At 58.4% G+C, this 26396-nt stretch carries 27 protein-coding genes; 21 read left to right on the top strand and 6 right to left on the bottom strand.

Annotation, left to right across the window (positions count from 1 at the left end; translation table 11 throughout):
• Window positions 1–27: 27 nt before the first annotated feature.
• The 3 genes from PTZ19_RS00360 (at window position 28) to glnA (ending at window position 3272) form a co-directional block, all read left to right on the top strand.
• Window positions 28–1314, top strand: coding sequence for a methionine gamma-lyase family protein (locus PTZ19_RS00360; RefSeq protein ID WP_276351439.1), 1287 nt, complete (start codon window positions 28–30; stop codon window positions 1312–1314).
• Window positions 1315–1486: 172 nt separating this feature from the next.
• Window positions 1487–1906 (top strand): MerR family transcriptional regulator, encoded by a 420-nt coding sequence (locus PTZ19_RS00355; RefSeq protein WP_276351438.1) that lies wholly within the window; start codon window positions 1487–1489, stop codon window positions 1904–1906.
• Between the two features lie 37 nt (window positions 1907–1943).
• A complete protein-coding gene (gene glnA, locus PTZ19_RS00350) occupies window positions 1944–3272 on the top strand; it encodes a type I glutamate--ammonia ligase (protein ID WP_276351437.1) in 1329 nt (442 codons plus the stop codon).
• A 167-nt stretch (window positions 3273–3439) separates the two neighbouring features.
• On the opposite strand, the gene csaA is transcribed toward glnA, so the two are convergent.
• The gene (gene csaA, locus PTZ19_RS00345; RefSeq protein WP_276351436.1) at window positions 3440–3769 is read right to left on the bottom strand and encodes a chaperone CsaA; all 330 of its coding nucleotides are present in this window, start codon (window positions 3767–3769) and stop codon (window positions 3440–3442) included.
• A 212-nt stretch (window positions 3770–3981) separates the two neighbouring features.
• Window positions 3982–4602 (bottom strand): transcriptional repressor LexA, encoded by a 621-nt coding sequence (gene lexA / locus PTZ19_RS00340; RefSeq protein ID WP_276351435.1) that lies wholly within the window; start codon window positions 4600–4602, stop codon window positions 3982–3984.
• 283 nt (window positions 4603–4885) lie between these two features.
• Between lexA and PTZ19_RS00335 the strand changes: the two genes are divergently transcribed.
• The 4 genes from PTZ19_RS00335 (at window position 4886) to PTZ19_RS00320 (ending at window position 7967) form a co-directional block, all read left to right on the top strand.
• Window positions 4886–5170 carry a LysM peptidoglycan-binding domain-containing protein gene (locus PTZ19_RS00335; RefSeq protein WP_276351434.1) on the top strand — a complete coding sequence of 95 codons (285 nt, stop codon included), beginning with the start codon at window positions 4886–4888 and terminating at the stop codon, window positions 5168–5170.
• A 258-nt stretch (window positions 5171–5428) separates the two neighbouring features.
• Complete coding sequence (locus tag PTZ19_RS00330; protein WP_276351433.1) at window positions 5429–6187, top strand: YheC/YheD family protein; 759 nt, start codon at window positions 5429–5431, stop codon at window positions 6185–6187.
• Window positions 6188–6363: 176 nt separating this feature from the next.
• Complete coding sequence (locus PTZ19_RS00325) at window positions 6364–7203, top strand: NlpC/P60 family protein (RefSeq protein ID WP_276351432.1); 840 nt, start codon at window positions 6364–6366, stop codon at window positions 7201–7203.
• Between the two features lie 245 nt (window positions 7204–7448).
• On the top strand, window positions 7449–7967 hold the full coding sequence (locus PTZ19_RS00320) for a C40 family peptidase (protein ID WP_276351430.1): 519 nt from the start codon (window positions 7449–7451) through the stop codon (window positions 7965–7967).
• Window positions 7968–8078: 111 nt separating this feature from the next.
• Here PTZ19_RS00320 and PTZ19_RS00315 read toward each other — a convergent pair whose 3' ends face one another.
• The gene (locus PTZ19_RS00315; protein WP_276351428.1) at window positions 8079–8837 is read right to left on the bottom strand and encodes a YheC/YheD family protein; all 759 of its coding nucleotides are present in this window, start codon (window positions 8835–8837) and stop codon (window positions 8079–8081) included.
• 240 nt (window positions 8838–9077) lie between these two features.
• Here PTZ19_RS00315 and PTZ19_RS00310 point away from each other — a divergent pair, with 240 nt between their 5' ends.
• Window positions 9078–10277 carry a threonine synthase gene (locus tag PTZ19_RS00310; RefSeq protein WP_339329277.1) on the top strand — a complete coding sequence of 400 codons (1200 nt, stop codon included), beginning with the start codon at window positions 9078–9080 and terminating at the stop codon, window positions 10275–10277.
• 12 nt (window positions 10278–10289) lie between these two features.
• Here PTZ19_RS00310 and panD read toward each other — a convergent pair whose 3' ends face one another.
• Window positions 10290–10700, bottom strand: coding sequence for an aspartate 1-decarboxylase (panD, locus tag PTZ19_RS00305; RefSeq protein WP_276351426.1), 411 nt, complete (start codon window positions 10698–10700; stop codon window positions 10290–10292).
• Between the two features lie 229 nt (window positions 10701–10929).
• Between panD and PTZ19_RS00300 the strand changes: the two genes are divergently transcribed.
• From PTZ19_RS00300 to PTZ19_RS00290, 3 genes are all read left to right on the top strand, one after another.
• Complete coding sequence (locus PTZ19_RS00300) at window positions 10930–11115, top strand: DUF896 domain-containing protein (RefSeq protein WP_276351424.1); 186 nt, start codon at window positions 10930–10932, stop codon at window positions 11113–11115.
• Window positions 11116–11182: 67 nt separating this feature from the next.
• Complete coding sequence (locus PTZ19_RS00295; protein WP_276351422.1) at window positions 11183–11701, top strand: hypothetical protein; 519 nt, start codon at window positions 11183–11185, stop codon at window positions 11699–11701.
• A gap of 12 nt (window positions 11702–11713) precedes the next feature.
• The gene (locus PTZ19_RS00290) at window positions 11714–12508 is read left to right on the top strand and encodes an HAD family hydrolase (protein ID WP_276351420.1); all 795 of its coding nucleotides are present in this window, start codon (window positions 11714–11716) and stop codon (window positions 12506–12508) included.
• Between the two features lie 100 nt (window positions 12509–12608).
• Here the strand turns inward: PTZ19_RS00290 and PTZ19_RS00285 are convergent, their stop codons facing one another.
• Window positions 12609–13151 carry a 1,2-dihydroxy-3-keto-5-methylthiopentene dioxygenase gene (locus PTZ19_RS00285; RefSeq protein WP_276351418.1) on the bottom strand — a complete coding sequence of 181 codons (543 nt, stop codon included), beginning with the start codon at window positions 13149–13151 and terminating at the stop codon, window positions 12609–12611.
• Window positions 13152–13371: 220 nt separating this feature from the next.
• On the opposite strand from PTZ19_RS00285, the gene metH reads away from it, so the two are divergent.
• Window positions 13372–16812 (top strand): methionine synthase, encoded by a 3441-nt coding sequence (gene metH, locus PTZ19_RS00280; protein WP_276351416.1) that lies wholly within the window; start codon window positions 13372–13374, stop codon window positions 16810–16812.
• A 65-nt stretch (window positions 16813–16877) separates the two neighbouring features.
• Here metH and tlp read toward each other — a convergent pair whose 3' ends face one another.
• Window positions 16878–17093: a small acid-soluble spore protein Tlp gene (gene tlp, locus PTZ19_RS00275; protein WP_276351415.1), complete on the bottom strand. Its 216-nt coding sequence runs from the start codon at window positions 17091–17093 to the stop codon at window positions 16878–16880.
• A gap of 411 nt (window positions 17094–17504) precedes the next feature.
• Here tlp and PTZ19_RS00270 point away from each other — a divergent pair, with 411 nt between their 5' ends.
• Genes PTZ19_RS00270 through PTZ19_RS00230 form a run of 9 tightly spaced genes read left to right on the top strand, consistent with a single transcriptional unit; the run spans window position 17505 to window position 26284 of the window.
• On the top strand, window positions 17505–19790 hold the full coding sequence (locus tag PTZ19_RS00270) for a DEAD/DEAH box helicase (RefSeq protein ID WP_276351414.1): 2286 nt from the start codon (window positions 17505–17507) through the stop codon (window positions 19788–19790).
• Window positions 19787–21223 (top strand): ribonuclease H-like domain-containing protein, encoded by a 1437-nt coding sequence (locus tag PTZ19_RS00265; protein ID WP_276351413.1) that lies wholly within the window; start codon window positions 19787–19789, stop codon window positions 21221–21223. Before PTZ19_RS00270 ends, PTZ19_RS00265 begins: the two co-directional genes overlap by 4 nt.
• A complete protein-coding gene (locus PTZ19_RS00260) occupies window positions 21220–22086 on the top strand; it encodes a TIGR01457 family HAD-type hydrolase (protein WP_276351412.1) in 867 nt (288 codons plus the stop codon). Before PTZ19_RS00265 ends, PTZ19_RS00260 begins: the two co-directional genes overlap by 4 nt.
• 57 nt (window positions 22087–22143) lie before the next feature.
• Complete coding sequence (locus tag PTZ19_RS00255; protein ID WP_276351410.1) at window positions 22144–22962, top strand: Fpg/Nei family DNA glycosylase; 819 nt, start codon at window positions 22144–22146, stop codon at window positions 22960–22962.
• 3 nt (window positions 22963–22965) lie between these two features.
• Window positions 22966–23811, top strand: a complete 846-nt coding sequence (locus PTZ19_RS00250; RefSeq protein WP_276351409.1) for a deoxyribonuclease IV — start codon at window positions 22966–22968, stop codon at window positions 23809–23811.
• 5 nt (window positions 23812–23816) lie between these two features.
• A complete protein-coding gene (locus tag PTZ19_RS00245; protein WP_339329285.1) occupies window positions 23817–24155 on the top strand; it encodes a cyclic-phosphate processing receiver domain-containing protein in 339 nt (112 codons plus the stop codon).
• Window positions 24148–24483 (top strand): thioredoxin family protein, encoded by a 336-nt coding sequence (locus PTZ19_RS00240; protein WP_276351407.1) that lies wholly within the window; start codon window positions 24148–24150, stop codon window positions 24481–24483. Before PTZ19_RS00245 ends, PTZ19_RS00240 begins: the two co-directional genes overlap by 8 nt.
• Window positions 24480–25253: an ABC transporter ATP-binding protein gene (locus PTZ19_RS00235; RefSeq protein ID WP_276351406.1), complete on the top strand. Its 774-nt coding sequence runs from the start codon at window positions 24480–24482 to the stop codon at window positions 25251–25253. The genes PTZ19_RS00240 and PTZ19_RS00235 overlap by 4 nt, the downstream gene beginning before the upstream one ends.
• A gap of 5 nt (window positions 25254–25258) precedes the next feature.
• On the top strand, window positions 25259–26284 hold the full coding sequence (locus PTZ19_RS00230; RefSeq protein ID WP_276351405.1) for a 23S rRNA (cytidine(2498)-2'-O)-methyltransferase RlmM: 1026 nt from the start codon (window positions 25259–25261) through the stop codon (window positions 26282–26284).
• Window positions 26285–26396: the final 112 nt, after the last annotated feature.

Raw genomic sequence — 26396 nt, 5'->3', positions numbered from 1 at the left:
ACGACAGGGGCAAGGAGAGCGGAGAGCGTGACGGATCGGATCGGGGAAAGGTTCCCCGCGTTATGGGAACGATGGTCGAAGGCGGCGGAGGAAACGGCGCGGGAACGGCTGTACGGGGCGGACGCGATCGTGGAAAAAAACCAGGAGAAAGTCATCCGCGCCTTTCAGAAACAGAAAGTCAGCGATTATCATTTTGCCGGTTCCACCGGCTACGGGTACAACGACAGAGGACGCGAGGTGCTTGACCTCGTGTATGCCGACGTGTTCGGCGCGGAGGCGGCGATCGTCCGGCCGCACCTGGTGTCGGGCACGCACACGATATCGGCGGCGCTGTTCGGGTGCCTCCGCCCCGGCGACGAGCTGCTGTTCGTGACCGGAAGCCCGTACGACACCTTGCATAAGGTCATCGGCAAACCGGACGACGGCACGGGTTCGCTGTCCGACTGGGGCGTCGTTTGCCGCACGGTCGGCCTCCGGGAGGACGGCTCCGTGGACTGGGAAGGCGTAAGGCGGGCGGTGACGGAACGAACGAAAGTTTTCGCGATCCAGCGGTCTCGCGGCTACAGCTGGCGTCCTTCTTTTACCGTTGGGCAGATCGGGGAGATGGTGCGCCGGATCAAGGAGCTGGCACCGGACGGCATCGTATTCGTCGATAACTGCTATGGCGAGTTTACGGAGGAGATCGAGCCGCCGGAAGCCGGAGTCGACCTGATCGCGGGCTCTTTGATCAAGAACCCGGGCGGCGGGTTGGCGCCGAGCGGCGGATACATCGCGGGCCGGGCGGATTTGGTGGAGCTGGCGGCCTACCGGATTACGGCACCCGGGATCGGCGGTGAAGTCGGCGCCATGCTGGGCACGACGCGCTCGCTGTTCCAGGGGCTGTTCCTCGCTCCTCTAATGGTGGGTCAAGCAGTGAAAGGAAGCATTTTCGCGGCGGCGGTGTTCGAACGGCTCGGCTTCCAGACGCATCCGCGCTGGAGCGATCCCCGGACGGATCTGATCCAGGCGATCCGATTCCCCTCCGCGGAACCGCTGATCGCCTTCGTGCAGGCCGTCCAGAAAGCGGCCGCGGTCGACGCTCACGTCGTGCCGGAGCCGTGGGACATGCCGGGGTACGAGCATCCCGTCATCATGGCGGCCGGCACGTTCATCCAGGGCGGCAGCTTGGAGTTGTCGGCCGACGCGCCGATCCGCGAACCCTACATTGCCTATATGCAAGGCGGTTTGACATACGCGCACGTGAAGCTGGCCGTTCGGCAGGCTTGCGAGGATTTGGCGGCCAAAGGATATTTGAGCATGGGATCGCGATCATGATTACCTGGCTTGCTCGAAACGCCAGAAAGCGGCGTTTGACGGCAAAAGCTCCAAAACGTGCGGATTCCCACCCGATTCGGTCATTAAACCTTACATTCCTTGACACGTTTTTGGAAGAACGCTACAATGAAAGTGGCTTCAACCATTAGTCCTGATGGAAGGTTGATATGACATGGCTGGCGATGAAATACGCAGGAACATGGCGCTTTTTCCGATCGGCATCGTCATGAAGCTGACGGACCTGACGGCGCGCCAAATCCGCTATTACGAGCAGCATGAGTTGATCCAACCCGCCCGGACCGCGGGCAACCAACGCCTTTTCTCCTTCAATGACGTGGAGAGGCTGCTCGAAATCAAGGCGCTCATCGAGAAGGGCGTCAACATCGCGGGAATCAAGCAGGTGATGCACCCGGCCGGCGACGGATCGAACGAACCGACCGTCATCAACGAGCAGTCGGAAGTCAAACGCCGGGAGATGACCGACTCGCAGCTGCATCGCATGCTCAAGCAGCAACTGATGTCGGGCAGCAAGCGGCCCGGACAGGTCTCTTTGATTCAAGGCGAGCTTTCCCGTTTCTTCAAAACCAAGTAGACCGTAAGGTCGCGTTCTTAAGGAGGCTGTCAGGAATATGGGTTTCACTCGCGACGACATTTTGCGCAACGCCAAGGAACAGAACGTCCGTTTTATCCGTCTTCAATTCACCGATTTGCTGGGCACGATCAAAAACCTGGAAATTCCGGTTAGCCAATTGGAAAAAGCGCTGGATAACAAAATGATGTTCGACGGCTCCTCGATCGAGGGTTACGTCCGCATCGAAGAATCGGATATGTACCTATACCCGGATCTCGACACCTGGGTCGTGTTCCCCTGGGTGACGGAAGACCGCATCGCGCGGCTCATCTGCGATATTTACATGCCGGACGGCACGCCGTTCGCGGGCGATCCCCGCGGCATCCTGAAGCGGGCGCTCCAAGAGGCGGAGGAGATGGGTTTCACGGCCATGAACGTAGGGCCGGAGCCGGAATTTTTCCTGTTCAAGACCGACGAGAAGGGCAACCCGACGACGGAGCTGAACGACCAGGGCGGCTACTTCGACCTGGCGCCGACGGACCTCGGGGAGAATTGCCGCCGCGACATCGTGCTGACCCTGGAAGAAATGGGCTTCGAAATCGAAGCTTCCCACCACGAAGTGGCGCCGGGACAACACGAGATCGACTTCAAATACGCGAATGCCATCAAGGCGGCGGACCAGATCCAGACGTTCAAGCTGGTCGTCAAAACGATCGCCCGCCAGCACGGCCTGCATGCCACGTTCATGCCCAAGCCGCTGTTCGGCGTCAACGGCTCCGGCATGCACTGCCACCAATCGCTGTTCCGCGGCAAGGAGAACGCGTTCTACGACGAGAACGACAAGCTCGGCCTGAGCGCGGTCGCCCGCCATTACATGGCCGGCATTCTGGCCCATGCCCGCGGCTTCGCCGCCATCACGAACCCGACGGTCAACTCGTACAAACGTCTTGTTCCGGGTTACGAAGCGCCGTCCTACGTCGCTTGGTCCGCGAGCAACCGCAGCCCGATGGTCCGCATCCCGGCTTCCCGCGGGCTCAGCACGCGCATCGAGGTGCGCAGCCCGGACCCGGCCGCCAATCCGTATCTCGCGCTGGCCGTCATGCTGAAAGCCGGTCTGGACGGCATCAAGAACAAGACGCCGCTGCCGGCCCCGGTCGACCGCAACATCTACGTGATGAGCGGGGAAGAGCTGGAGGAGTCCGGCATCCAAAGCCTGCCGGAAAACCTGATCACCGCGCTGAAGGAGATGCTCCGCGACGAAGTCATCTGCGACGCGCTCGGCGATCATGCGCTCAGCCATTTCTACGAGTTGAAGGAAATCGAGTGGGATATGTACCGCACGCAAGTCCACCAGTGGGAACGCGATCAGTACATGACGAACTATTGATCGCATGAGAATGGGAAGGGGCTGCCTCAGGGTCGAATGGACCCGAGGGCAGCCCCTTTTCTTTATCGGCATAGGGCGGGAGCGTAAGTCAAGCCGTGGGTGGGGGAGAGGGATGCCAACGGTTGTGCGGAGGGAGAAACTCCCGCTGCAGCCTCCGGCCTCAAAGATTAAGCGATCGGCGTGCCGTTAGGGACGGTCCCGTCCGGCCTGAGCAGCACGACGTCCCCTTCCGCCGGAACGCCGCCGAGCACCAATACCTCCGATTCGAATCCCGTAATCCGCCGCGCGGGGAAGTTGACGACAGCGGCTACTTGACGGCCGATCAGCTGCTCGGGTTCGTACCTTTTCGTGATTTGCGCGGAAGAACGCTTCAAGCCGAGTTCGCCGAAATCGATTTCCAGTTTGATCGCGGGTTTGCGCGCTTCCGGGAAAGGTTCTGCTTTGACCACCGTTCCGATCCGGATGTCCAGTTTCAGAAAATCTTCGATCGTTGCCATTCGTGCATGACTCCTTTTTCTCGGCGTTTCCATATCCCCTGTAAATAATGGAACTCCCGCCAGCAGCGCCTGCGCGGGAGTTCGTCCATGTCGATGAAGGCCGGGTCAAGAGGGAACGCTTGTCCAAAGTAATATCGGGCGTATAGGGGTGTCTTTCGCGCAAGATGGACCGTGTAAAGCGGAACGCGCTAAGCCGTGACAATGGAATGCGCTCACATGAACGACCGGATCAAGCCGACGACCTTTCCCAGGATGCTTACGTTTTTGAGCCGGATCGGCTCCATCGTGGAGTTTTCCGGCTGGAGCCGGATATGGTCGCGTTCTTTGTAGAACGTCTTGACGGTCGCTTCGTTCTCTTCCGTCATGGCCACCACGATGTCTCCGTTATTGGCCGTCTGCTGCTGGCGTACGATGACGTAATCGCCGTTATGGATGCCCGCCTCGATCATGCTCTCGCCGACGACGGAGAGCATGAAGACCGGCTGGTCGCCTACCATATGGACCGGCAGCGGAAAGTATTCCTCGATGTTCTCCGTCGCGGTGATCGGCACGCCCGCGGTGACTTTGCCGACGATCGGGACGGGACGGACGGAAGGAGCAAGCGCGTATGGAGAGTCATCGTCATCCAAAATCTCGATGGCGCGGGGTTTGGTCGGGTCGCGGCGGATCAGGCCCTTCTTCTCCAGCCGGTCGAGGTGCCCGTGCACCGTGGAACTGGAAGCCAGTCCGACGGCTTCGCCGATCTCGCGGACGGAAGGGGGATAGCCTTTCTCGCGGACTTCGTTCTTAATGAATTCCAGGATCGCGTTCTGGCGATTGGACATCTTGGACACGTGTGGCCCTCCCTATGTACGTTTCATTATGACAAATTATAACACAGAACCCGAGTTCGCACAAACATTCGTTCTACCGAACAAACGTTCCGAAAATCGTTGACTCAAACGTATGTTCGTGTTATGATGTGCTCATAGCCAATCAGAACAAACGTTTGGGGTGCATGCCATTATGGTACAAGCTTGGGCATTGAATTCCGTTCCCGCACCGTCCGCTTCGGGACGAACGAACGTGGTACATAGAGAATCTTCTACCGGAAAGGATATGGGGAAGGAGCTGCGATTGGCGAGAGCCGTATTTTTCTCCCTGGCGTTCGTGCTGCTGCTGGTCGGTCTGTCCTGGGCACATACGTTCGCGTCGGAAGAGGATGTACGGCCTGCCGCCGCTTCCGAAGTCGTCATCTATGCGGACACCGGCGATACGCTCTGGAAGCTGGCGTCGTCCGTCAAGAAGCCGTCCATGGATACGCGCAAAGCGGTTCACCTGTTGATGAAACGCAACGACCTGTCGAACGCTTCGCTGCGGAGCGGACAAGCTTTGATCGTCCCTGCCGAAATCTTGCCTTGAATATTCGGCTATCGGATATCAAGGAATAAGAACGAATGTTCTCGATATTTTTCGAATATATCGGGTTGATGGACAACCGATTCATTTCATTAACCAACCGTGCCGCTGGAGGGGGTCCCCTTCGCGGCTTTTTGTATTGTCAGATCAGCCGGAGAGCCGAGACCTGATTATGAAATGGTCTGATGGCTCAATCAGAACCGTTAGAAAACCATATGATAAACATGCAAATGACTTCTTACATGAATTGGAGGCCGTATCTTGAGGAAACGAGGGAAATACGCGTATGCTCAGATAATGAAAACGGATCCCTTCGTTCGTTCATCGATCCCGGATACGAAATTTTTCACAGGGGAAAGCTTTAATCGGATGATTAACCGGTATGGGACCGTAATCGTCAAGCCGAATTGGGGTTTAGGCGGTGCAGGGGTAATCAAAGTGTCCCGAAGATCTTCGGGAAAATACCTGATTCATGTTGGAACGAATCGGAGAGTCTTCTCCAGTCAAACAGCCGCGTTGGATTTTTTGAGACCGTATACTTCGCGTAAACCCTACATCGTACAACGTTACATTTCCATGTGTAGAGTAAAAGGCCGCCCATTCGACTTGCGTATCATGGTACAGAGAAAAAAGGGCGTTCCTTGGACCATCACCGGTAAACTCGCCAAAGTTGCCGGGCCTAATCGGATCATCACGAATACGGCAAGAAGCAAGGGGTATGTTCTTCCGGCAATAAGCGCATTAACCCATACATTTTCGAAAAGCCGTTCTAAGGCAATTCTGAATCGAATGGAACAAATTTGCCTGCGCGCGGCCAGAAAGTTGGGAATGGCATATGGGATTCGAACATACGGCTTTGACATGGCTGTTGACCGTAAAGGGAATACATGGGTGTTCGAAGCGAACGAAAAACCCGCTATCGCATTCTTTAAGAGGTTGAAAGATAAGAGTTATTACCATCAGATTCTGGCTACTGCCCCTACAACGCAATATCATAGACATTTTACGGGTAAAATTTAGCTGATTCATCTGAGCCCATTCGCTCCCCTGGCAGGGAGGCGGATGGGCTTTTTTTGTATTCCGCGACGTCTCGGAGGGGGTCGTTGTAGCAGATTTTGGAACAAAGACGAAGGAGGTCTATATGTTATAGTCATTACATAGCAACTAGATTCTACTACTGGGAGGAATAACAGCCAATGCATCCAAAGAAAATTATGGGTAAGATGATCGGAGCCACGCTTGGTCTGGCTTTAACCGGAAGTCTTTTCATCGCCAATCCGTCAGCCTATGCCGCGACGGGTACCGCGGTCCTCACTTCGGCTGAAGCCCAAGATATCATTGCACATGGGAAACAATTGATAGGCAAGGTTGAATATCATTTTGGCGTGAATGACGCTTCTAAGCTGTGGTTCGATTGTTCTTCCTTTACGAAGTATTTATATGCCCAAGAAGGTATCCGCCTGCGTTGGGGAGCGCGTTTGCAATACGCGGACGGCATTAAAATTTCGCGAAGCGAGCTTCGTCCGGGAGACCTGGTATTCTTTTCTACCCCCGCAACCGTCAAATATTCAAGTACCTACGATAAAATCGGACACGTGGGCATTTATATCGGAAACGACCAAGTGCTTCAAAATATCAGTCCTCTATACGATGTCCGAATCAGCAGCATCAAATCCGGTTGGTGGAATACGCATTACGTAGCGGCTGCGCGCGTGGTTGCGCCTGCAAGCTCGACACCTGCTCCGTCAACCGGCAATTCGGCTTCGTCTAACGATTCGGCTTCGTCTAACATTTCGGCTTCGTCTAACGATTCCGCTTCCTCCAATAACAGCACGGCCGTATCGAAAACCGGGACGGTCGTGAAATCGGTCGCCTTTTTGGACAGCCCCTCGCTGAAGGGCAATCGATATCGCTACTTAAAGACGGGAGAAACCTTTACGATCGTAAAAAAAGTCAATCCATGGTGGTACCAAATCAAAGATAAAAACGGCAAGGCCGGATATGTCACCACAATGACGAAATACGTGCGCGTGTAAATTCAGATTGATGAACGTTTAGTCTCGTTGGAAGCCCCTTGGAACATTGGATCATTGCATCCAGTGCCAAGGGGTTTTTTACGGTGAAAGCGATTCTAATCTTTTTTTAATAATCAAAGAGAAACCCTTCTGCCGCCTACACGTGAGCAGTTCGTAGAAATATATGGAGCCCAAACCTCTGTCGTATCTGTGTTATATTAGGTCCTGCCGACACCAAATCAAACAACTAGGAGGCATAACATCACATGAATATCACGCGTAAAGTTATCGGAACTACGATCGGTATGGCATTGTTCGGAAGCTTGATGCTTACTCCTTATGCAGCCCATGCCGCAACGGCCAAAGTGTTGACAACGGTCGAGGCACAACATATTATTGCCAATGCTGAACGGCTTCAAGGCAAAGTCCAATATCATTGGGGGGTTTACGATACTTCCAAGATGTGGTTCGATTGCTCTTCGTTCACGAAGTATTTGTACAAGAAAGAAGGCATTAACCTTCGTTGGGGAGCCAGAAAGCAGTACGTGGACGGGATCAAAATTTCGAAGAGCCAGCTGCGCGCCGGGGATTTGGTATTCTTCTCGGTTCCGTCGACCGCCAATCGAACGACGAAATACGATAGAATCCAGCATGTCGGCATTTATATCGGGAATGGGAAATTCATTCACAATCTGAGTCCCAAATACGATGTTACCATCAGCAACCTGAACGTAGGATATTGGAAGAATCATTATGTTGCCGCTGCACGGGTTAAAGCAAATTAAGTTTGCAATGACCAAAGCGTTCGTCATTCGATCGTAAAGTTCTAGCAGACAAGCCTCTTGGCACTTTGGATCCCCATCCGGTGCCAAGAGGCTTTTGCTATTGTTCTCGGATTAAACCTTGCCCGTAAAGTACCTGTGATATTCCTTCGAAGGAGCCAATCGCAAAATGTGCCGGTAGTAACTCTTGTTTTTCAGTCTCTTAAAGAACCCGATGGCCGGTTTTGGATTGGCCTCCAAAACCCATACTTTTCCCTTGCGATCGACAGCCATGTCGAAGCCGAGCGTTCTTCTCCCATAGGCGATTCCAATCTGTCGGGCCGCTCGCAGGCAGATCCGGTCCAACTTTTTAAGAATGACCTCGGATTGTTTCCTTGAAAAAGTTTTGGTTAATGCCCCCCTGGCCGAAAGAACGTAACCCCTGCTTCGTGCCACGTTCGTGATGATGTGATGGGGTCCGGCGACCTTGGCAATTTTGCCCGTCACGGTCCATGGGACTCCCGTTTTCCTCTGAACCATTACGCGCACATCGATCGGACGTCCGTTTACCTTTGCCAAAGAAACGTAACGTTGCACGATGTAGGGTTGGGCCTTTGCAAACCTTCTCAGATAAGCCAATACGCTCGTATTGCCTGTAATGACCCGATTCGTCGTTCCAAAATGGACGGCATACTTTCCGCCGTTTATTCGGGATACCTTGATTACCCCGGCCCCTCCGGTTCCGAAATTCGGTTTGGCGATAACGGTTCTATATTTATTGATCATCTCGTGCAAGTTTTTGCTCGTGAAGATCCTTGTCTCCGGTAAGGAATGACGAATGGACGCATCCCGTCCCATAACCTGCATATTCATGTATTTTCCTCTTTTGGTCATGGATTTTCTCCTTCAATGTTGGTTTTGAACTATTCAATTTTATGTACTTACTTCAGATCATGGCAGTGACATCAAACTAGATCCATAAAAACGATGGCAAAATTTTAAAGGCTGCCGTCGCAAATAACGAATTGGGCGGGATGCCGGGTGTTTACCGTTCCTGTATCGGGTCCGACGTAATACGATACGGTATAAAAGCACCGAATATTTCCACATCGGATAAGGTCATGGGAGGGAAATATGACACGTGCAGGGATGGTTTGCTCAGGATGCGGGAAGCAGAAGCCTTTCACTTATGAGGAATTAACCTGCGAATGCGGCAGTACTTTTCTGGTTGATTATGATTTGGAGTACGTTAGAAAAACATTAACGCAACAATCGATTGTCAATCGGGCGACTACGATGTGGAGATACAGGGAATTGCTCCCGGTCCAGTCCCCCCAGTCAATCGTATCACTGGGAGAAGGCTGGACACCGCTTACTCCGATCGACGTAAGCCGAATCCCGCTCTCGATTCGGAAGTTATGGATGAAGCGCGAAGAACTCAATCCGACCGGCAGTTTTAAATCACGGGGATTATCGGTTGCTGTTTCGCTGCTGAAAGAACGCGGAATTCGCAGGGCCGCGATTGCTTCCAACGGTAATGCAGGTACAGCCTTGGCCGCTTACGCAGGGTGCGCGGGAATCGATTCGATCGTATTCGTTCCCGAGGACTGCCCGCCGTTGATCATTCGGGAATGCCAACGGTACGGTGCCCATACGTTTAGAGTAAAAGGCCTCATTCAACACGCAGGACAATGGGTGGAATCCTACAAGCACATCTTCGATTGGACATCGGTCTCCACGCTGAGAGAGCCCGGACGCGTCGAAGGGAAGAAGACGTTGGGGTTCGAATTGGCGGAGCAACTGGGGTGGAGGCTGCCGACGGTGATTATTTACCCGACAGGCGGCGGCTCCGGAATCATCGGCATGTGGAAGGCTTTCAAGGAGTTACGGGAACTCGGGTTCATTCAAGGACCTATGCCGCGCTTTGTTAGCGTGCAGGAAATCGGGTGCGCGCCGTTGGTTCGCGCATTGGGCAAACAGGTTGATTCGGCTGAGGCGGCTTCCCCGACAGGCATGCGCGTTCCTCATCCGCCCGATATCGTGCTGTTATTACGAATTTTGAAAGAGACGGAGGGAACGGCAGTAGCGGTAAGCCGCGGCGAAATCGAGGAAGCGCGGCGTATGCTTGGCAACCGTGGAATTTCCGCTTCTCCGGAGGGGGCAGCGACATGGGCAGGCTTGCTGAGATTAAATGAAGAAGGCTGGTTCGGTCAGGACGATCAAGTCGTTCTTTTCAATACAGCCCATGCGCTCCCTTACGAAACATTGGCAGGAACATCGAATATTCCATTGTTAACGAATCTCCATGACCTCATCAACACCCTAAGAAAATAAGCCGGATGCCATTCATTCAGACGGACTTTCAGAAGCGGTTTGCTCGGAGAGATAAGCAATGCTGTGGGTTTGAATGTTCGTTATGGAATTTCCATCATCAACAAAGACCACTTTCGGTTGCAGTTTCAAGGCCTCACCGCGTTCAAACTTGCCAAGACTCAGAATGATGACTTTATCCCCGGGCTGGAATAGATGAGCGGGAGGTCCATTCAAACAGATCCTGCCGCTCCCTGCCGCGGCGGGGAGCGCATAGGTCTTCCATCTTGTCGCGTTTCTCAGGCTCGTGATCTGGACCATCTCATAGGGAAGGATTCCGGCTGCCTTCATGAGGGTCTCGTCGATCGTAATGCTGCCCACATAATCAAGGTCTGCTTCCGTCACGGTTGCCCGATGGATTTTGCCTTTGCACATGAGGAGTTCCACGAATACAAACCTCCAACCATTTCATGTCATCCGTTCCTGCAAGGTATATTATTCAATCGGTCCGGAAACGGAAACGACGGTTCCCAAAATCGCTGGATCATCGGATGAATCGTTTATCGAATCGGCGGGTTCCTTTATAAAGGGGCTCGCTATTTTTGATCCTTTTCGCCTTGACAGCACGGGGATGCGAGTGTCAAAGTAGAAGGGATGCTTGAAAGGAGGATTCCCCGTGGAGAAATTGGTGGCCAGGATCAACGAGTTGGCACGCAAGCATAAAACCGTCGGGCTGAACGATGAGGAGCTCGCCGAACGCGAACGGCTCCGTAGACAGTATCTGCAAATTTTCAAAAGCAACTTCCGCCGGCAGCTGGACAGCATCGAATGGACGGACGAGAAACCGTCGCTGCCGCATTGACGTATAGATTGTTATTCAGGTGGCCAGGAACATTCCGGAAGGGATGCCGCAGAACAGGAGGAGCTTCATGTCCCGCTCTTGGGAACGAATGGTGCAACGCAACGCGAAACAAGTAGACAAGCGCCGCAAGAAGGAAGGGAAACCTTCCGTGACCGCCAAGGTCAAACAGGCGGATAAGTATCAGGGACGCAACTATATTTTCCCGGTCCTATTGGTGCTGTTGATGGTCTTTTACGTGGTCATGTTCGCTCCTTGGGCGACGGATCTCGAACAGGACGTCACGATGTTCTGGGTGACTTTGGGCTGTTATGCTCTGCTGGCCTTCTTCTATTTCATGCGCCGCCCGTATTTGGCCGTGACCCGCGATACGCTCGAAACCCGGAAATTCACCGGTTACAAAACGCTCCGTCCGGGAGAAATCCGCAAAATCGTGCTGTCTCCGGGGTATGTGGTGATCGAGTCGATCAAAGGCGCCAATTGGGTGTTTTCGCGGATGATCAACCGGTTCCCGACGGAACGGATGGGGGAGCGGCTGAAAGCTTTCGCGGATCAGCATCATATCGAGTTTGAAGTCAAGGCAAAGTGAGGAGTCTGGAAGATGGCGGTCAAGGCGGTTTTGTTCGACTTGGATGACACGCTGCTCTGGGATGACCGGAGCGTGAAGGAAAGCTTCGAGGCCGTGTGCGCGATGGCCGCGAGAGAGGTCCCGTCCATCCGGCCGGACCAACTGGAGGAAGCGGTTCGGCGCGAAGCTCGGGCTTTGTACCAAACCTACGAGACGTTCCTGTTCACGCAGATGATCGGGATCAATCCTTTCGAGGCGTTATGGGCGCGTTTTACCGGAGGGAGCCGGCCGGAATTCCGCCGTCTTCAGGAATTGGCGCCCGGTTACCGGACGGAAGCGTGGACGAGGGGCTTGAACGCCGTCGGCGTGGACAACCCCGACCTGGGTTACAGGCTGGGGGAAGCCTTCGTTTCGGAACGCAGGTCCAGGCCGCTCGTATACGACGAAACGTTCGAAGCGCTGAACCGCTTGAAGGGCGAATACAAGCTGTTGCTGCTGACGAACGGGGCGCCCGACCTTCAGCGGGAAAAACTGGACGGCGTGCCGGAATTGGCCGGATATTTCGACCACGTCGTGATCTCCGGCGATTTCGGGGAAGGCAAGCCGGCGCCGTCGATTTTCCGGCATGCGATGGAGCTGCTCGGCATCGAAGCGTCCGAAGGGATCATGGTGGGGGACAAGCTCACGACCGACATTCTCGGTTCGAATCGGGTCGGGATGCGCAATTTGTGGCTTAACCGCCATGGCGTGACGAGGGATGACAGCATCGTGCCCGCATTCGAGGCGCCGAACCTGCTGCCGTTGTTCGATATCCTGGAGACGCTGTAATTCGACGGAATCATTTTATGATCTTTAACGGCATTAAAAAACGGGCGTTCCCTCGTCATCGTGACGACGGGAGCGCCCGTTACGTTAGTGCCGGGTGTATTTATGCCGATACGAATGCCGGATCGTCGAACGGCTTGGCGATCCATCCGTCTTTCTCGATGAAGAGGCGGACGGCGACGATTTTCTTGTTCTCCATCAAGGTGAAGAAGTGAGGGGTGTTCTCCGGAACGGAGATGACGTCCCCGGCTTCGAGCTCCACGTCGAAATAGCCGACGTCGCCTTTGCCCTTGATGATGAAGATGCCCTTGCCGGCCGTGATCGCGCGGATTTCATCTTCGGTATGCGTATGGACGGACTCGAACTTCTTCAGCAGCTCTTCCAGATTCGGCGTCGCTTCCGACAGCGTGATGATGTCCCAAATCTGATAGCCGCGGCGGGCGGCCAAATCCCGGATTTCCGGATCGAAAGTGTTAAGGATTTCCGCTTTCTCCTCGTCGGAAAGCACGAATTTCTCCTTCAAATTCGCCGGAAGCTTGCCCATGTCCCAGTGTTCGTAGAGCACCTCTTGAGCGTCCAGGAATGCTTTGACTTTCTCATCTCCTGCGATGCGTTCGTTCGTGTTGCGAATGCGAATCTCCGCCATCGCGAATCCCTTCCTTCTCCATAGAAATGCGGCATATACGCCGGTCAACTTCGACTGTAATTTGATTATAGTGGAATTGATCGAGATTGTCGACGTGAATTCCTACGCGTTCGCTAGGAATTGTGCGGTTTTCATTCTTTTCATCCATTTTCGATTCTGCTACACTAAGGCATAGTTATCGGCGCAAAGGCTTGACCGGATTGGGAAAGGAAGATGCCGCATGCGGAAACCCGCACTGCAGGAACGACTAACACGTAAAATCATGATCCTCGACGGCGCGATGGGCACCATGATCCAACAAGCCGGCTTGACGGCCGACGATTTCGGGGGAGAAGCGCTGGAAGGCTGCAACGAGATGCTCGTCCTGACCCGTCCGGACGTCATTTCCGGCATTCATGAGGCGTATTTGGCCGCCGGGGCGGATATCGTCGAGACGAATACGTTCGGGGCCACCAGCGTCGTGCTGGCGGAGTACGACATCCCGGAGAAGGCAAAGGAAATCAATCTCGCGGCGGCCCGCCTGGCACGGGAAGCCTGCGACAAATATTCGACGGAACAATGGCCGCGTTACGCGGCGGGCGCGATCGGACCGACGACCAAAACGCTCTCGGTCACCGGCGGCATCACGTTCGGGGAGCTTGTCGACAGCTATCGGGAGCAGGCGGCCGCGCTGATCGAAGGCGGCGTCGACTGCATCCTCATCGAGACGAGCCAGGACACGCTCAACGTCAAAGCGGCCAGCATCGGCGTCCGCGACGCGTTCCGCGATACCGGCATCGAACTTCCGATCATGATCAGCGGCACGATCGAGCCGATGGGGACGACGCTGGCCGGCCAGAACATCGAATCGTTCTATGTTTCGCTGGAGCACCTGAAGCCGATTTCGGTCGGACTGAACTGTTCGACGGGGCCGGAGTTCATGCGGGACCATATCCGGACGTTGTCCGGCATCGCGCGGTCCGCGGTCAGCTGTTATCCGAACGCGGGCATGCCCGACGAGAACGGCCATTACCACGAGACGCCGGAATCGCTTGCCGCGAAGCTGCGTGGATTCGCCGAACAAGGCTGGCTCAACGTGGTCGGCGGCTGCTGCGGCACGACGCCGGCCCATATCGCCGCGATGGCGGAAGCCATGAAGGATATGTCGCCCCGCGGCGTGGAAGGGGAACACCCGCCCGCGGTTTCCGGCATCGAGACGGTGTATATCGAGGACGCCAACCGGCCCTATATGGTCGGCGAACGGACCAACGTGCTCGGCTCGCGCAAGTTCAAGCGGCTGATCGCCGAGAAGAAGTACGAGGAAGCGTCCGAAATCGCCCGCGCCCAAGTGAAGAACGGCGCGCACGTCATCGACGTGTGCCTGCAGGACCCGGACCGGGACGAGACGTCCGACATGAAGGAGTTTCTGTCCTTCGTGACCAAGAAAGTCAAAGTCCCGTTCATGATCGACTCGACGGATCCGGCCGTGGTCGATATGTCCTTGCAGTATATCCAAGGGAAATCGATCATCAACTCGATCAATCTGGAGGACGGCGAGGAGAAGTTCGAAAAGGTCGTTCCGATCATTCACCGGTACGGCGCCGCGGTCGTCGTCGGCACGATCGACGAACGGGGGCAGGCGATCTCCCGCGAAGACAAGCTGCAGGTCGCGATCCGGTCCCATGACCTGCTCGTGAACAAGTACGGCCTGAAATCGGAAGACCTCATTTTCGACCCGCTCGTGTTTCCCGTGGGTACGGGAGACGAACAGTACATCGGCTCCGCCAAGGAGACGGTCGAGGGCATCCGCCTGATCAAGCAGGCGCTGCCGAAGTGCCAGACGATCCTGGGCATCAGCAACATTTCGTTCGGCTTGCCGGAAGCGGGCCGCGAGGTGCTGAACTCCGTCTTCCTGTACGAATGCACGAAAGCCGGACTGGACTACGCCATCGTCAATACCGAAAAGCTGGAGCGCTATGCTTCGATTCCGGAGGAGGAGCGGCGTCTGGCGGAGGAGCTGCTGTACGACACGAACGACGAGACGCTTGCCGCGTTCGTCGCCGCGTTCCGGGAGAAGAAGGTCGAGAAGAAGGAAAAGAAAACCGACCTGCCGCTCGAAGAACGGCTGGCGGGTTACGTCGTGGAAGGCAGCAAGGAAGGCCTCATTCCCGACCTCGACGAAGCGCTGCAAAAATACGCGCCGCTGGACATCATCAACGGTCCGCTCATGGACGGGATGTCGGAAGTGGGCCGCCTGTTCAACAACAACGAGCTGATCGTCGCGGAAGTGCTGCAAAGCGCCGAGGTCATGAAAGCCGCCGTGGCCCATCTTGAACCGCACATGGAGAAGAACGAGTCGGCGACCAAAGGCTCCATCATGCTCGCCACCGTAAAGGGCGACGTGCACGACATCGGCAAAAACCTGGTGGAGATCATCCTTTCCAATAACGGCTACCGGATCATCAACCTCGGCATCAAGGTGCCGCCGGAGCAATTGATCGAAGCGTACCGGGCCGAGAAACCCGACGCGATCGGCTTGTCGGGGCTGCTCGTCAAGTCGGCCCAGCAGATGGTGCTCACCGCCCAGGATTTGCGCGCCTCGGGCATCGACGTGCCGATTCTCGTGGGGGGGGCGGCGCTCACCCGCAAGTTCACGAAAACGCGGATCGCGCCCGAGTACGAAGGCATCGTGCTGTACGCGAAAGACGCGATGGAAGGGCTCGATTTGGCCAATCAGCTCAGCGATCCCGAGCAGAAGGCCCGCATCGCCGAAGAGCAGCGTGCCGCATTGGCCAAGCTGGCGGATGAGTCGGAGAAGCCGAAAGATTTGCCGGAGCTGACCCGCGCCCGCCGCTCGAACGTTTCGCAGGACGCCCCGGTGTTCCGCGCGCCGGATTTCGAGCGGCACGTGCTAAGGGACGTTCCGTTGTCCCAAGTGTATCCGTACGTGAATATGCAGATGCTGATGGGTCACCACTTGGGGCTGAAGGGCAACGTCGAGGAATTGCTGGCGGCCGGAGACGAACGGACGGTCCAGCTGAAGGAAACGATCGACGGACTGCTCCGCGAAGCCGAGAGCAAGGGCTGGCTGAAGCCGCAGGCGATGTACCGCTTCTTCCCGGCGCAATCGGACGGCAACGACATTCTCGTTTACGATCCGGAACATCCGGGAACCGTTCTGAAACGGTTCTCGTTCCCCCGGCAGCAGGTGGAGCCGTTCCTCTGTCTGGCCGATTTCCTCAAATCGGTGGACAGCGGCGTCATGGATACGGTCGGCTTCCTGGTCGTCACGGCGGGGCCGGGAGCCCGCGCGCAGGCGGAGATCTGGAAGGAAAGCGGGGATTACCTGCGTTCCCACGCGCTGCTGGCTTCCGCGCTTGAGACGGCGGAAGGGCTGGCGGAGCGGGTGCACCAGCTCATGCGGGACCGTTGGGGTTTCCCCGATCCCCTCGAAATGACGATGAAGCAGCGGTTCGGGGCCCGCTACCAGGGCATCCGCGTCTCTTTCGGGTATCCGGCCTGCCCGGATCTGGAAATGCAGCAGCCGCTGTTCGAGCTCATGCATCCGGAGGATATCGGCGTCGAGCTGACCGAAGGCTTCATGATGGACCCGGAAGCGTCGGTCTCCGCGATGGTATTCGCCCATCCGGAGGCGCAGTACTTCAACGTGGAAAAAACGTAAGGAAATCGGGCAGAAAAAACGGGAGGTCTCCGCGCTGAGATCTCCCGTTTGCTTGCCTCTGGTTTTTATTCGCGGGCTTCGTCTTTGATTTCTTCGCGGAAGCCCTCGATGCTTTGGCGGCGATTCTCGTTGTTTTGCCGGATGGCTTCCCGCTCTTGGGGAGCGATCTCTTCGCCGTGCTCATCCAGGTATTCTTCGGATTCCTCGAGGTTCTGGATCGTGTCCTGGACCATGTCCTGCAGCTTTTCCACGTTGTCCGAACGGTCGTCCGGCTTGGCCATCATATTCCGCTCCTTTAATGGGGTGATAAGGATGCTTGAACCCGTGGGATAGGATGGCATCCCGCGTTCGGCTTTATGCGGAAACGAAAAACTTTTCCCGGGAAAGCGCAGAACCCGACACGCCGTGTCATGTCCGGGGGAATCGGCGCGATTCGGAGGCGGAATTGACGGCATGGAAGAGGCTAACTTGTCGAAATTGTGCGGCAATTCGGAAGAATGGCATCCAAAAAGCTGCGGCTGGCGCACGTCCGGACCGTTTGGCGGGAAATATCGAATCCCCTCGAGGATCGATTGCCGTGCGAACATATATTCTGTACAATACAAGAAACGCGGCATAGCACTTTGATCCGATCGAAGCGTCGTTTACATAGGAACGCGAAACGGAAAACGACCATGGGAGGCGGAAGAAACGTGAACCGATTGACGGGCAAAACCGAATCGATGGAGGAGTGGATCTCCGAGCTTCGCGCCCGGCCGGAAATCATGGAAAACGTGACGTTCTGGCATACGCAGCCGGCGAAGCCGCCGCGCACCGTGCCGATGCCGGGCGAGATCCATCCTAAGCTCGCGGGCGCGCTCGCCGCCAAGGGCATCCGCGAGCTGTATACGCACCAGGCGGCGGCGTTCCGCGGCACGGCGGCGGGTCGCAACGTCGTCACCGTGACCCCGACCGCCTCGGGCAAAACGCTCTGCTACAACTTGCCGGTGCTCCAAGCGATCTTAAGCGACGACAGCGCCCGGGCGCTGTATTTGTTTCCGACGAAAGCGCTCGCGCAGGACCAGGTGGCCGAGCTGCAGGAAATGGCGAACCTGATGGACGTCGATATCAAGACCCATACCTACGACGGAGATACGCCGCCGACGGTCCGGCAGGTCATCCGCAACGCCGGCCACATCGTCGTGACGAACCCGGACATGCTGCATTCGGCGATCCTGCCGCACCATACGAAATGGGTCAAGCTGTTCGAAAACGTCAAGTACATCGTCATCGACGAGCTGCATGCGTACCGCGGGGTATTCGGAAGCCACGTGGCGAACGTGATCCGGCGCCTGAAGCGGATTTGCCGGTTTTACGGCAGCAACCCGCAGTTCCTGTGCGCGTCCGCGACGATCCGCAACCCGAAGGAGCACGCCGAACGGCTGATCGGCGAACCGACCCTTCTCAACGACGATAACGGCGCTCCGGCGGGCGAGAAACACCTCGTGTTCTACAATCCTCCCGTCGTGAACAAACAGTTGGGCATCCGCCGCAGCAGCGTGCTGGAATCGCAGAGGCTCGCAGGCTTGCTGCTCAAGGACGGAATCCAGACGATCGTGTTCGCCCGCAGCCGCGTTCGGGTGGAAATCCTGCTCACCTACCTGCAGGAACTCGTGAAGCGGGAGCTCGGTCCGAAATCGATCCGCGGCTACCGGGGCGGATATTTGCCCAAGCTGCGGCGGGAAATCGAACGCGGGCTGCGCAGCGGGGAAATCCGCGGCGTCGTCAGCACGAACGCGCTGGAGCTCGGCATCGACATCGGCCAACTGCAGGCGTGCGTGCTGAACGGCTATCCGGGCTCGATCGCGAGCACGTGGCAGCAGTCGGGCCGGGCGGGGCGGCGGCATGGGAGCTCGATCACGTTCCTCGTCGCCAGCTCGAATCCGCTCGACCAGTATTTGATCCAGAACCCGGATTATTTTCTGGGCCGGCCGCCGGAGGAAGCGCGCATTCACCCGGACAATCTGCTGATCCTGCTCGACCATGTCAAATGCGCCGCTTACGAGCTGCCTTTCGAAGAAGGCGACGCGTTCGGCGAGGAGAAGCTGTCCGACCTGCTCGAGTTTCTGGCGGAGGAGAAGGTGCTGCATCGGGTCGGCAGCAGATGGTACTGGATGGAGCAGGGATTCCCCGCCCACAATATTTCCTTGCGTTCCGCCGCGCAGGAGAACTTCGTCATCATCGACATGACGGAAGGGCACCGCGTGCTGGGCGAGGTAGACCGGTTCAGCGCCCCGACGCTCATCCACGAGGAAGCGATTTACTTGCACGAAGGGGTACAATACCAGGTGGAGAAGCTGGACTACCCCGAGAAGAAAGCTTACGTGCGCGAGGTCAACGTCGACTATTTCACCGACGCCAACCTGGCCACGGAGCTGAAGGTGCTGCACGTCGACCAGGAGCGGGAATCCGGTCCGCTGCTCCGGCAATACGGCGAAGTGATGGTGACGGCCAAACCGACCATTTTCAAAAAAATCCGCCTGCGCACGCACGAGAACATCGGCTCCGGTCCGATCCACCTGCCGGAAGAAGAGCTGCATACGAGCGGGTACTGGTTCTCCTTCTCCGAGGAAGAGACGGCGAAACGCTCCGCCAACGACATGCAGATGGCGCTGCTCGGCCTGGCCAACGTTCTGGTGCATTTGGCGCCGCTGCATCTCATGTGCGATCCGCTCGACATTCGCGTCGTGCCGCAAGTGAAGGACGTCCATAATAAGCGGCCGACGATCTATTTCTATGACCGCTATCCGGGCGGCATCGGCCTCAGCCGGCGGCTGTACGACCTGCACGACGATATCCTGCGGGAAGCCGGGCATCTGATCCGCGGCTGCGGCTGCCAAAGCGGCTGCCCGGCCTGCGTCGGACCGATCGAGGAAGTCGGGCTGCTGGGCAAGGATTTGGCGCTGTCGCTGCTGGAAAGCGCGGGAGCGCCGGCATGAGCGGGCTCAAGGAGCGGCTTGAACGGCTGCGCCAAACCGCCCGGGCGGCGGAGGCGAGCCGGGAAGCGGAAGCGCAGGCGGAACGCGATGGGGATTCAGGGGCGGCAGTTGCAGGCACGCAGCCGGGTGAAGATCGTCTGCATCCGGGCTTTCGCCGGTTGGGCGTGACGGAAGAGACGAACGAGGCCGGATCGTTCCTGCTGCGGCGGATCGTTTATCCGCTGCCTTACAAGCATGGGCGCTGCGGACTGGAGGAACTGTTCGGCGTCGCCCCGTTGCTGCATCCGGTGGCGTGCCGCCAGAACGGCATCCGCAGAGGTTCGCGCCGCGTGCCGGCCGATCCCGGGGAGACGCCCGTGCCGCAAGCCGCCGGCTTGCTGTTCTTGGATACGGAGACGACCGGCCTTGGCGTGGGCGCGGGCAACGTGCCTTTCATGATCGGGATCGGCCGCTATACGGACCGGGCGTTCGTGGTCGAGCAGACCCTGATCCGTCACCCCGGCGAAGAGAGGGCGATGCTGACCTGGCTGCTGACGCGGTTTCAGGGCGTGACGCATCTGGTCACCTACAACGGAAGGTCATTCGATTGGCCGGTGCTGGCAAATCGGTTCATCTTGAACGGATGGCGTCGCAGCGGGCCCGAACCGGGGCATTTGGATTTTCTCCATCCGGCGCGCGCGTTGTGGAAAAACACGCTGCCGACTTGCCGCCTCGGCACGGTAGAGGAGGAAAGGCTCGGCATCGTCCGGGGAGAGGACGTGCCGGGCTCCCTGGCTCCCGAGCTGTACATGCGCTTCTTGTCGGACGGGAACGCGGAGCATCTTTCGGGCGTCTATGTCCATAATGAGAAGGACGTGCTGACGCTGGCCGCGCTGGCCGTCCATTTCGGACACCTGCTCGCGGGCCGGTTGGGGGATGCCGTTCCCGTGCCGGACGACGCGGAGGAACGGTTCCGGACCGGCGCTTGGCTGGAGCAGCACGGCCGAAGCGAGGATGCGATGAGGATGTACGATCTGCTGGCTGCGGAACCGGAACCCGCGGAAGACGGCAGCGAGATCGGCTGGCGGCTGGCGCTCGCGGCCAGGTACAAGCGGCTCGGCAACCTGGAGAGCGCGCTGGCGCTCTGGCAGCAAGCGGCCGCGTTCGCGGAAAGCTCGCGGCTGCCGAGGATCGAAGCGCATTTGGAGTTAGCGATGTACTACGAACACAAAACCAAAGATTACGGGCTCGCGCTGCGGTACGCGAATACTGCGCTGGAATTGACCGTCCGGCGATTGTCCGCGTTTCGGGCGTCTTCGGCGGCCCAAGAAGAGAAAGCGCGGCTCGTACGGCGGATCGATCGCTTGAAGCGCAAGTTGGACCGCCGGCCGGTCGTTCCTGACACCGCCGGCAGCGAAGTTGAAGCCATATGGGGATGGAGGCAGAACGGATGAACGCGGAAGGTTTACCGGGGGAGCCATGGAACTTGCTTTCCCCCTTGCCGAAGCCCCGGGGCCTGCTTTTCGATTTGGACGGCACGTTGTACCGGGGGAAGGAGCGGGTGCCTGACGCGGACCGCTTGATCGCGCAACTTGCCGAGCGGGGCGTTCCGCATTGGTTCGTGACCAACAATTCTTCCCGCACGCCGGAAGATGTGGCGGAACATCTTCGGGAGATGGGGATCCCGGCAGTCCGCGAGCAGGTCGTGACTTCGTCTCTGGCCGCAGCGGACTATGCCGCGGCCGAGTTTCCCGGGGCGGCCGCATACGTGATCGGTGAACCGGGTCTCAAGCAAGCGTTGGCCGAAGCCGGCATCCGCGTGCTGGACGAGGCGGCGGATATCGGCGAACGGGCGGATCTGGTCGTGCAAGGGATCGACCGGTTGCTCACGTACGCCAAATTGGCCGCCGCGTCCGCGCGGATCCGGTCCGGAGCGGCATTCGTCTTGACCAATCCGGATCTCGCGCTGCCTTCGGACGGCGGCTTAATCCCCGGCGCGGGAAGCATCGGGGCCGCGCTGCGCGCCGCCTCCGGGCATGAGCCGACGGTCATCGGCAAGCCTTCGTCCATCTTGATGGATTACGCCCTGAAGCGGGCAGGACTCGCGGCCGAACAGGTTTGGGTCGTCGGAGACAATCCGCTGACCGACATCGCCGCGGCCGTTCGGGCGGGCTGTCCGTCCGTGCTCACGTTGACCGGCGTCTGCTCGGCGTCGGACTGGGAATCGTCTTGCCGCCGTGCCGAGGCGTTTCCGAACGCGGTGTGCGCCGGACTGGACGAGCTGAGGCGATTGCTGCTGCATCACGGCATGATGTAACGCCCCGGCGTCTGGCCGGACGACTGCCTTTATCGTACATAGGAAGGGAAGATCACCATGCCGGAATGGCCGGAAATGGAAACGTACCGCAGATTGCTGAACGACCGCCTGTGCGGCCGCAAAATCGTTCGCGCCACCGTGAACCGGGCCAAATCGATCAATGAGCCGGAGGACGCGTTCGTTGCTGGCGTAACGGGGACACGCATCCTGTTCGTGGAACGCAGGGGCAAACAACTCGTATTCCACCTGGACGACGGGAACCGCCTGCTGCTTCATTTGATGCTGGGGGGCTGGCTGGCCTGCGGGCCGGAAGGTCCCAAGGAAGACGACGCGTTCCAGATCATTCTGGAATTCGACGACGGGGACCATCTGTATTTCGGCGGGCTGCGGCTCGGGCATCTGCACCGGATGAGCGCCAAGCAGGCGAACGAAGAGCTAAAGCCGTTAGGACCCGATCCGTTCGATCCGCGGCTGACGCCGGACGCGTTCCGCAGCCGGCTGGCGGCAAGGCGCGGCAAGCTGAAATCGGTCCTGACGGACCAGAAGCTGGTGTCGGGCATCGGGAATTGCTACAGCGACGAAATCTGCTTCGACGCGTTCGTGTACCCGGGAACGGCCGTGCCTTCGCTGGACGGGGAGACGGTTGAGCGGCTCTACGGCTCGATGAAGAAAGTACTGGCGGAGGCCGCCTCCTACGGAGGGTACATGGACAAGCCGCTGACGCCGAACGATCGCTTGACCGGGGGTTACGACAGCCGCTGCCGGGTATACGACCGGGAAGGGGAGCCTTGCGTCCGCTGCGGCACGCCGATCGTCAAGGAAGAGTTGGCCGGCCGCAAAATGTTTTACTGTCCCCATTGCCAAAAGGCGGAATAACCGATGCGCATCGGAGCCCACGTCAGCACGAGAGAAGGGTACCGGGGCGCGGCGGTCCGGGCGGCCTCCATCGGAGGGACCGCCTTTCAGTATTTTCCGAAAAACCCCCGCAGCCTCCAAATCAAGGCGTTCGACCGCCGCGAAGCGGAAAGCTGCGCCGAATGGTGCCGGGAACGCGGCATGGTATCGGTCGCCCACGGTCCTTATCCGGTGAATCCGGCCGCCGAAGGCGAAGACGCAGCCCGGATGGCCCAATCCACGCGGAACGATCTGGACATCGCGGAGGCTTGCGGCTCGGTTGGCGTCGTCGTGCATTTCGGCGTCTATAAAGGCCCGGATCTGTTGCAAGGCTATCGGAATGTTATACAATGGATCAATACGGTGGCTTCCGCCTGGAAGGGGAAAGCCAAAATCCTGCTGGAAAACCTGGCGGGAGATCACGGCCTTTTCGGCGTTACGCCGGAGGAGCTGGTCCAAATCCGCGGCCTGTGCGATTTCCCCGAATCCGTCGGCTTTTGCCTCGATACGTGCCACCTGTTCGCGAGCGGGGAATGGGCCCCGGGAGCCTGGCGGCGGTTCGAGGAACGGGCCCGGAAGCTGGGTTATTGGGACGCGCTCGAGGCGGTGCACCTGAACGATTCCCGGTATCCTTCCGGTTCCCGCCGGGACCGGCACGCCGTCATCGGAGAAGGATGGATCGGCGAGGCGGAATTCCGCGCCTTGCTGCGTACGCCGGAAATCCGCCGGGTTCCGCTGCTGCTCGAAACGCCAACGGACATAAGCGGGACGCATAAAATCCAGGTGGAGTTGATCAAACGCTGGTGGGAAGAGGAGGCGGCGACGCCTTGATCAACGTGTTTTTGGACGACTTGCGGCCATGTCCGCGCGGCTTCGTGCCGGCCCGGACGGCCGAGGAGTGCCTGCTTCTGCTGGCGGAATGCGACGTCCGCCTGCTGTCGCTCGACTACGAGCTCGGGTACGGCCAACCGAACGGCATGGCCGTCGTACGGGGGATCATCGCGAGCGGCGATTATCCCGAGGAAATCTACGTCCATTCCTCCAGCATGTCCGGGAGGGCGGCCATGGCGCGCGCGCTGCGCGAAGCCGCGCCGGCCGGCGTCGTCGTGCACGACGGTCCGATGCCGGAGGACGTGCTTGAGCGCGCCGCGGCGGGGGCGGAACCGGATGCGTGAGTGGTCGCCGTCGGAATGGAGAAGGGAATGGACCGCGGCCAGAGGGCCGATGGCGCTGTTCGTGCATACGCCCCTGTGCGGGACCTGCAAGGCGGCGCGCCGGATGCTGGAGGTTGCGGCGGCCATGCTGCCGGACCTGCCGATGGCGGAAGCGAATTTGAACGTCATGCCGGATTTGGCGCAAGCGTTCCGCATCGAAAGCGTACCGTGCCTGCTGATCAAGCGGGCGGACGGATCGGTCGCGAAGTTTTACCGTTTCGGCTCCGTGCAGGATGTGCTGGACCGGCTGGAAGCGGCGAATCGAACAGGGAGGATCAAGCCGATATGATTCATTTGCGACAATTGACTTTGCAGCGCGGTGAACGCGCTATTCTACGCGGAGTGAACCTGGAGGTGAAATCCGGAGAGCATTGGGCGCTGCTAGGCCGCAACGGCAGCGGGAAAACGTCGGTGTTGGAAATCGTCACGGGGTATCAATTTCCCACGACGGGGACCGTCGATGTCCTTGGGCATCGGTACGGACAAGTCGATTTGCGGGAGGTCCGCAAACAGATCGGCTATATCAGCTCGAATCTGGTGGAGAAGTTGACGCTGCGCGATCCGGTATGGGAGGTCGTCGCCGGCGGCTATTATGCTTACCTTCGGTTGTATCAGGAGGTGCCGGAGGAAGTGAAGGAACGGGCGCTGAGCGAGCTGGAACGGGCGGGCATGCGGAAGATGGCCGACCAACCCTTCGGGACGTTGTCCCAAGGCGAACGCAAAAAAGCGCTGCTGGCCCGCACGATGATGGCCTCCCCCGAGCTGCTCATCCTGGACGAGCCTTGCGCCGGCCTCGATTACTACGAACGGGAGAAATTCCTGGATACGCTGGGCGCTTTCGCTTCGAAGGAATTATCCATTCTTTATGTGACGCATCATATTGAAGAGATCGTTCCGTTATTCACGCACGCCGCCTTGATGACGGACGGCCGGATATCCGCGCAGGGACCGAAAAGGGACGTGCTGACGGCCGAGTTCATGCAGGAAGCTTACGATTTGCCTTTGCAGGTGGAGTGGGTGGACGACCGCCCTTGGCTGCGGGTCGGAGGTGCGAAGTAAAAACGATGGCTACATACGTGGGCACGGCGAATCCCGGATTCGCGCCCTATGCGATGGAAGAGCTTCGGCGGCGGATTCCGGGAACCGAGATTTCCGGGCTCGCGTCCGGGGAGACGTTCCGGTTCACATCCGGCAGCCGCGAGCCGGTTGAATTGGTGAAGGAGCTTCGGCGGGACGAGCCCGTGTTTCTTCGCCACTTGTTCCCGCTCGAAACCGAAACGCCGCTGACGGACAGCCGGGAGGATGCCGAAGCCGCGTTGTCTGCCTACGCTCGTTCGCTGGACGGCCGCGTGCACGGACGCAAAGTCGCCGTTCAGGTGCGCAAAGCGATGAACAGCCCGTTTCCGTTCTCGTCGGCGGAAGCGCGGGACATCGCGGCGGCGGTGTTGCGGGAGCTGGGCGCGGAGCCGGTCGTGAAGGAGGCCGACTTGATCGTGTCCGTGTATGCCGCGGCCGGGTCGCTGCTGCTCGGCTGTTCCGATCCCCGCGACAATCTGTCGGACTGGCCGGGGGGAGCCGTTCGGTTCCGCCGGGAGGAAGGGCTGCTGTCGCGGGCGGCGTTCAAGCTGCTGGAGGCGGAGCGGGCGTTCAAGCTGCCGCTGGACCGGTTCACGAACGCGCTGGATTTGGGCGCCGCGCCGGGCGGATGGACGTCGGTCCTGCTCGACCGGGGGCTCAAAGTGACGGCGGTCGATCCGGCCGAGCTCGATCCGTCGCTGTCAGGACATCCGCGTCTGCATCATCTGCGCAGCAACGCGGCGGAGGTCTCGTTCGCGCCGGGCTCGTTCGATCTGCTCGTCTGCGACATGAGCTGGGATCCGCACCGCACTTGCCGCATCGTGTCCGGGTTGTCCTCCGCGCTGTCGGCCGGCGGATCCGGCATCATCACGCTGAAGCTGATGTACCGCAAGCCGCTGCAGACGCTCCGCGAGCTGACGGAGGAATACGCGGAGGCGTTCGATATCCGCAAGGTCAAGCAGTTGTTTCATAACCGCGAAGAAGTTACAATGTGGGTAAGACGCAAACCATAGATCGCATCATGGCCCGGGAAAGCATCCCGCGCCGGCCGGCTCCCAGGAATAGGGGGCTTCGCCGGTTGCGGGATTTTTTGCGTTTTGAAGGTTTGGTTATCGGGGTTCCGGG

Source organism: Cohnella caldifontis, assembly GCF_029360585.1.
In the GTDB taxonomy this organism is placed as follows: Bacteria; Bacillota; Bacilli; order Paenibacillales; family Paenibacillaceae; genus Cohnella; species Cohnella caldifontis.
This window is presented reverse-complemented; position numbering and strand designations above follow the sequence as displayed.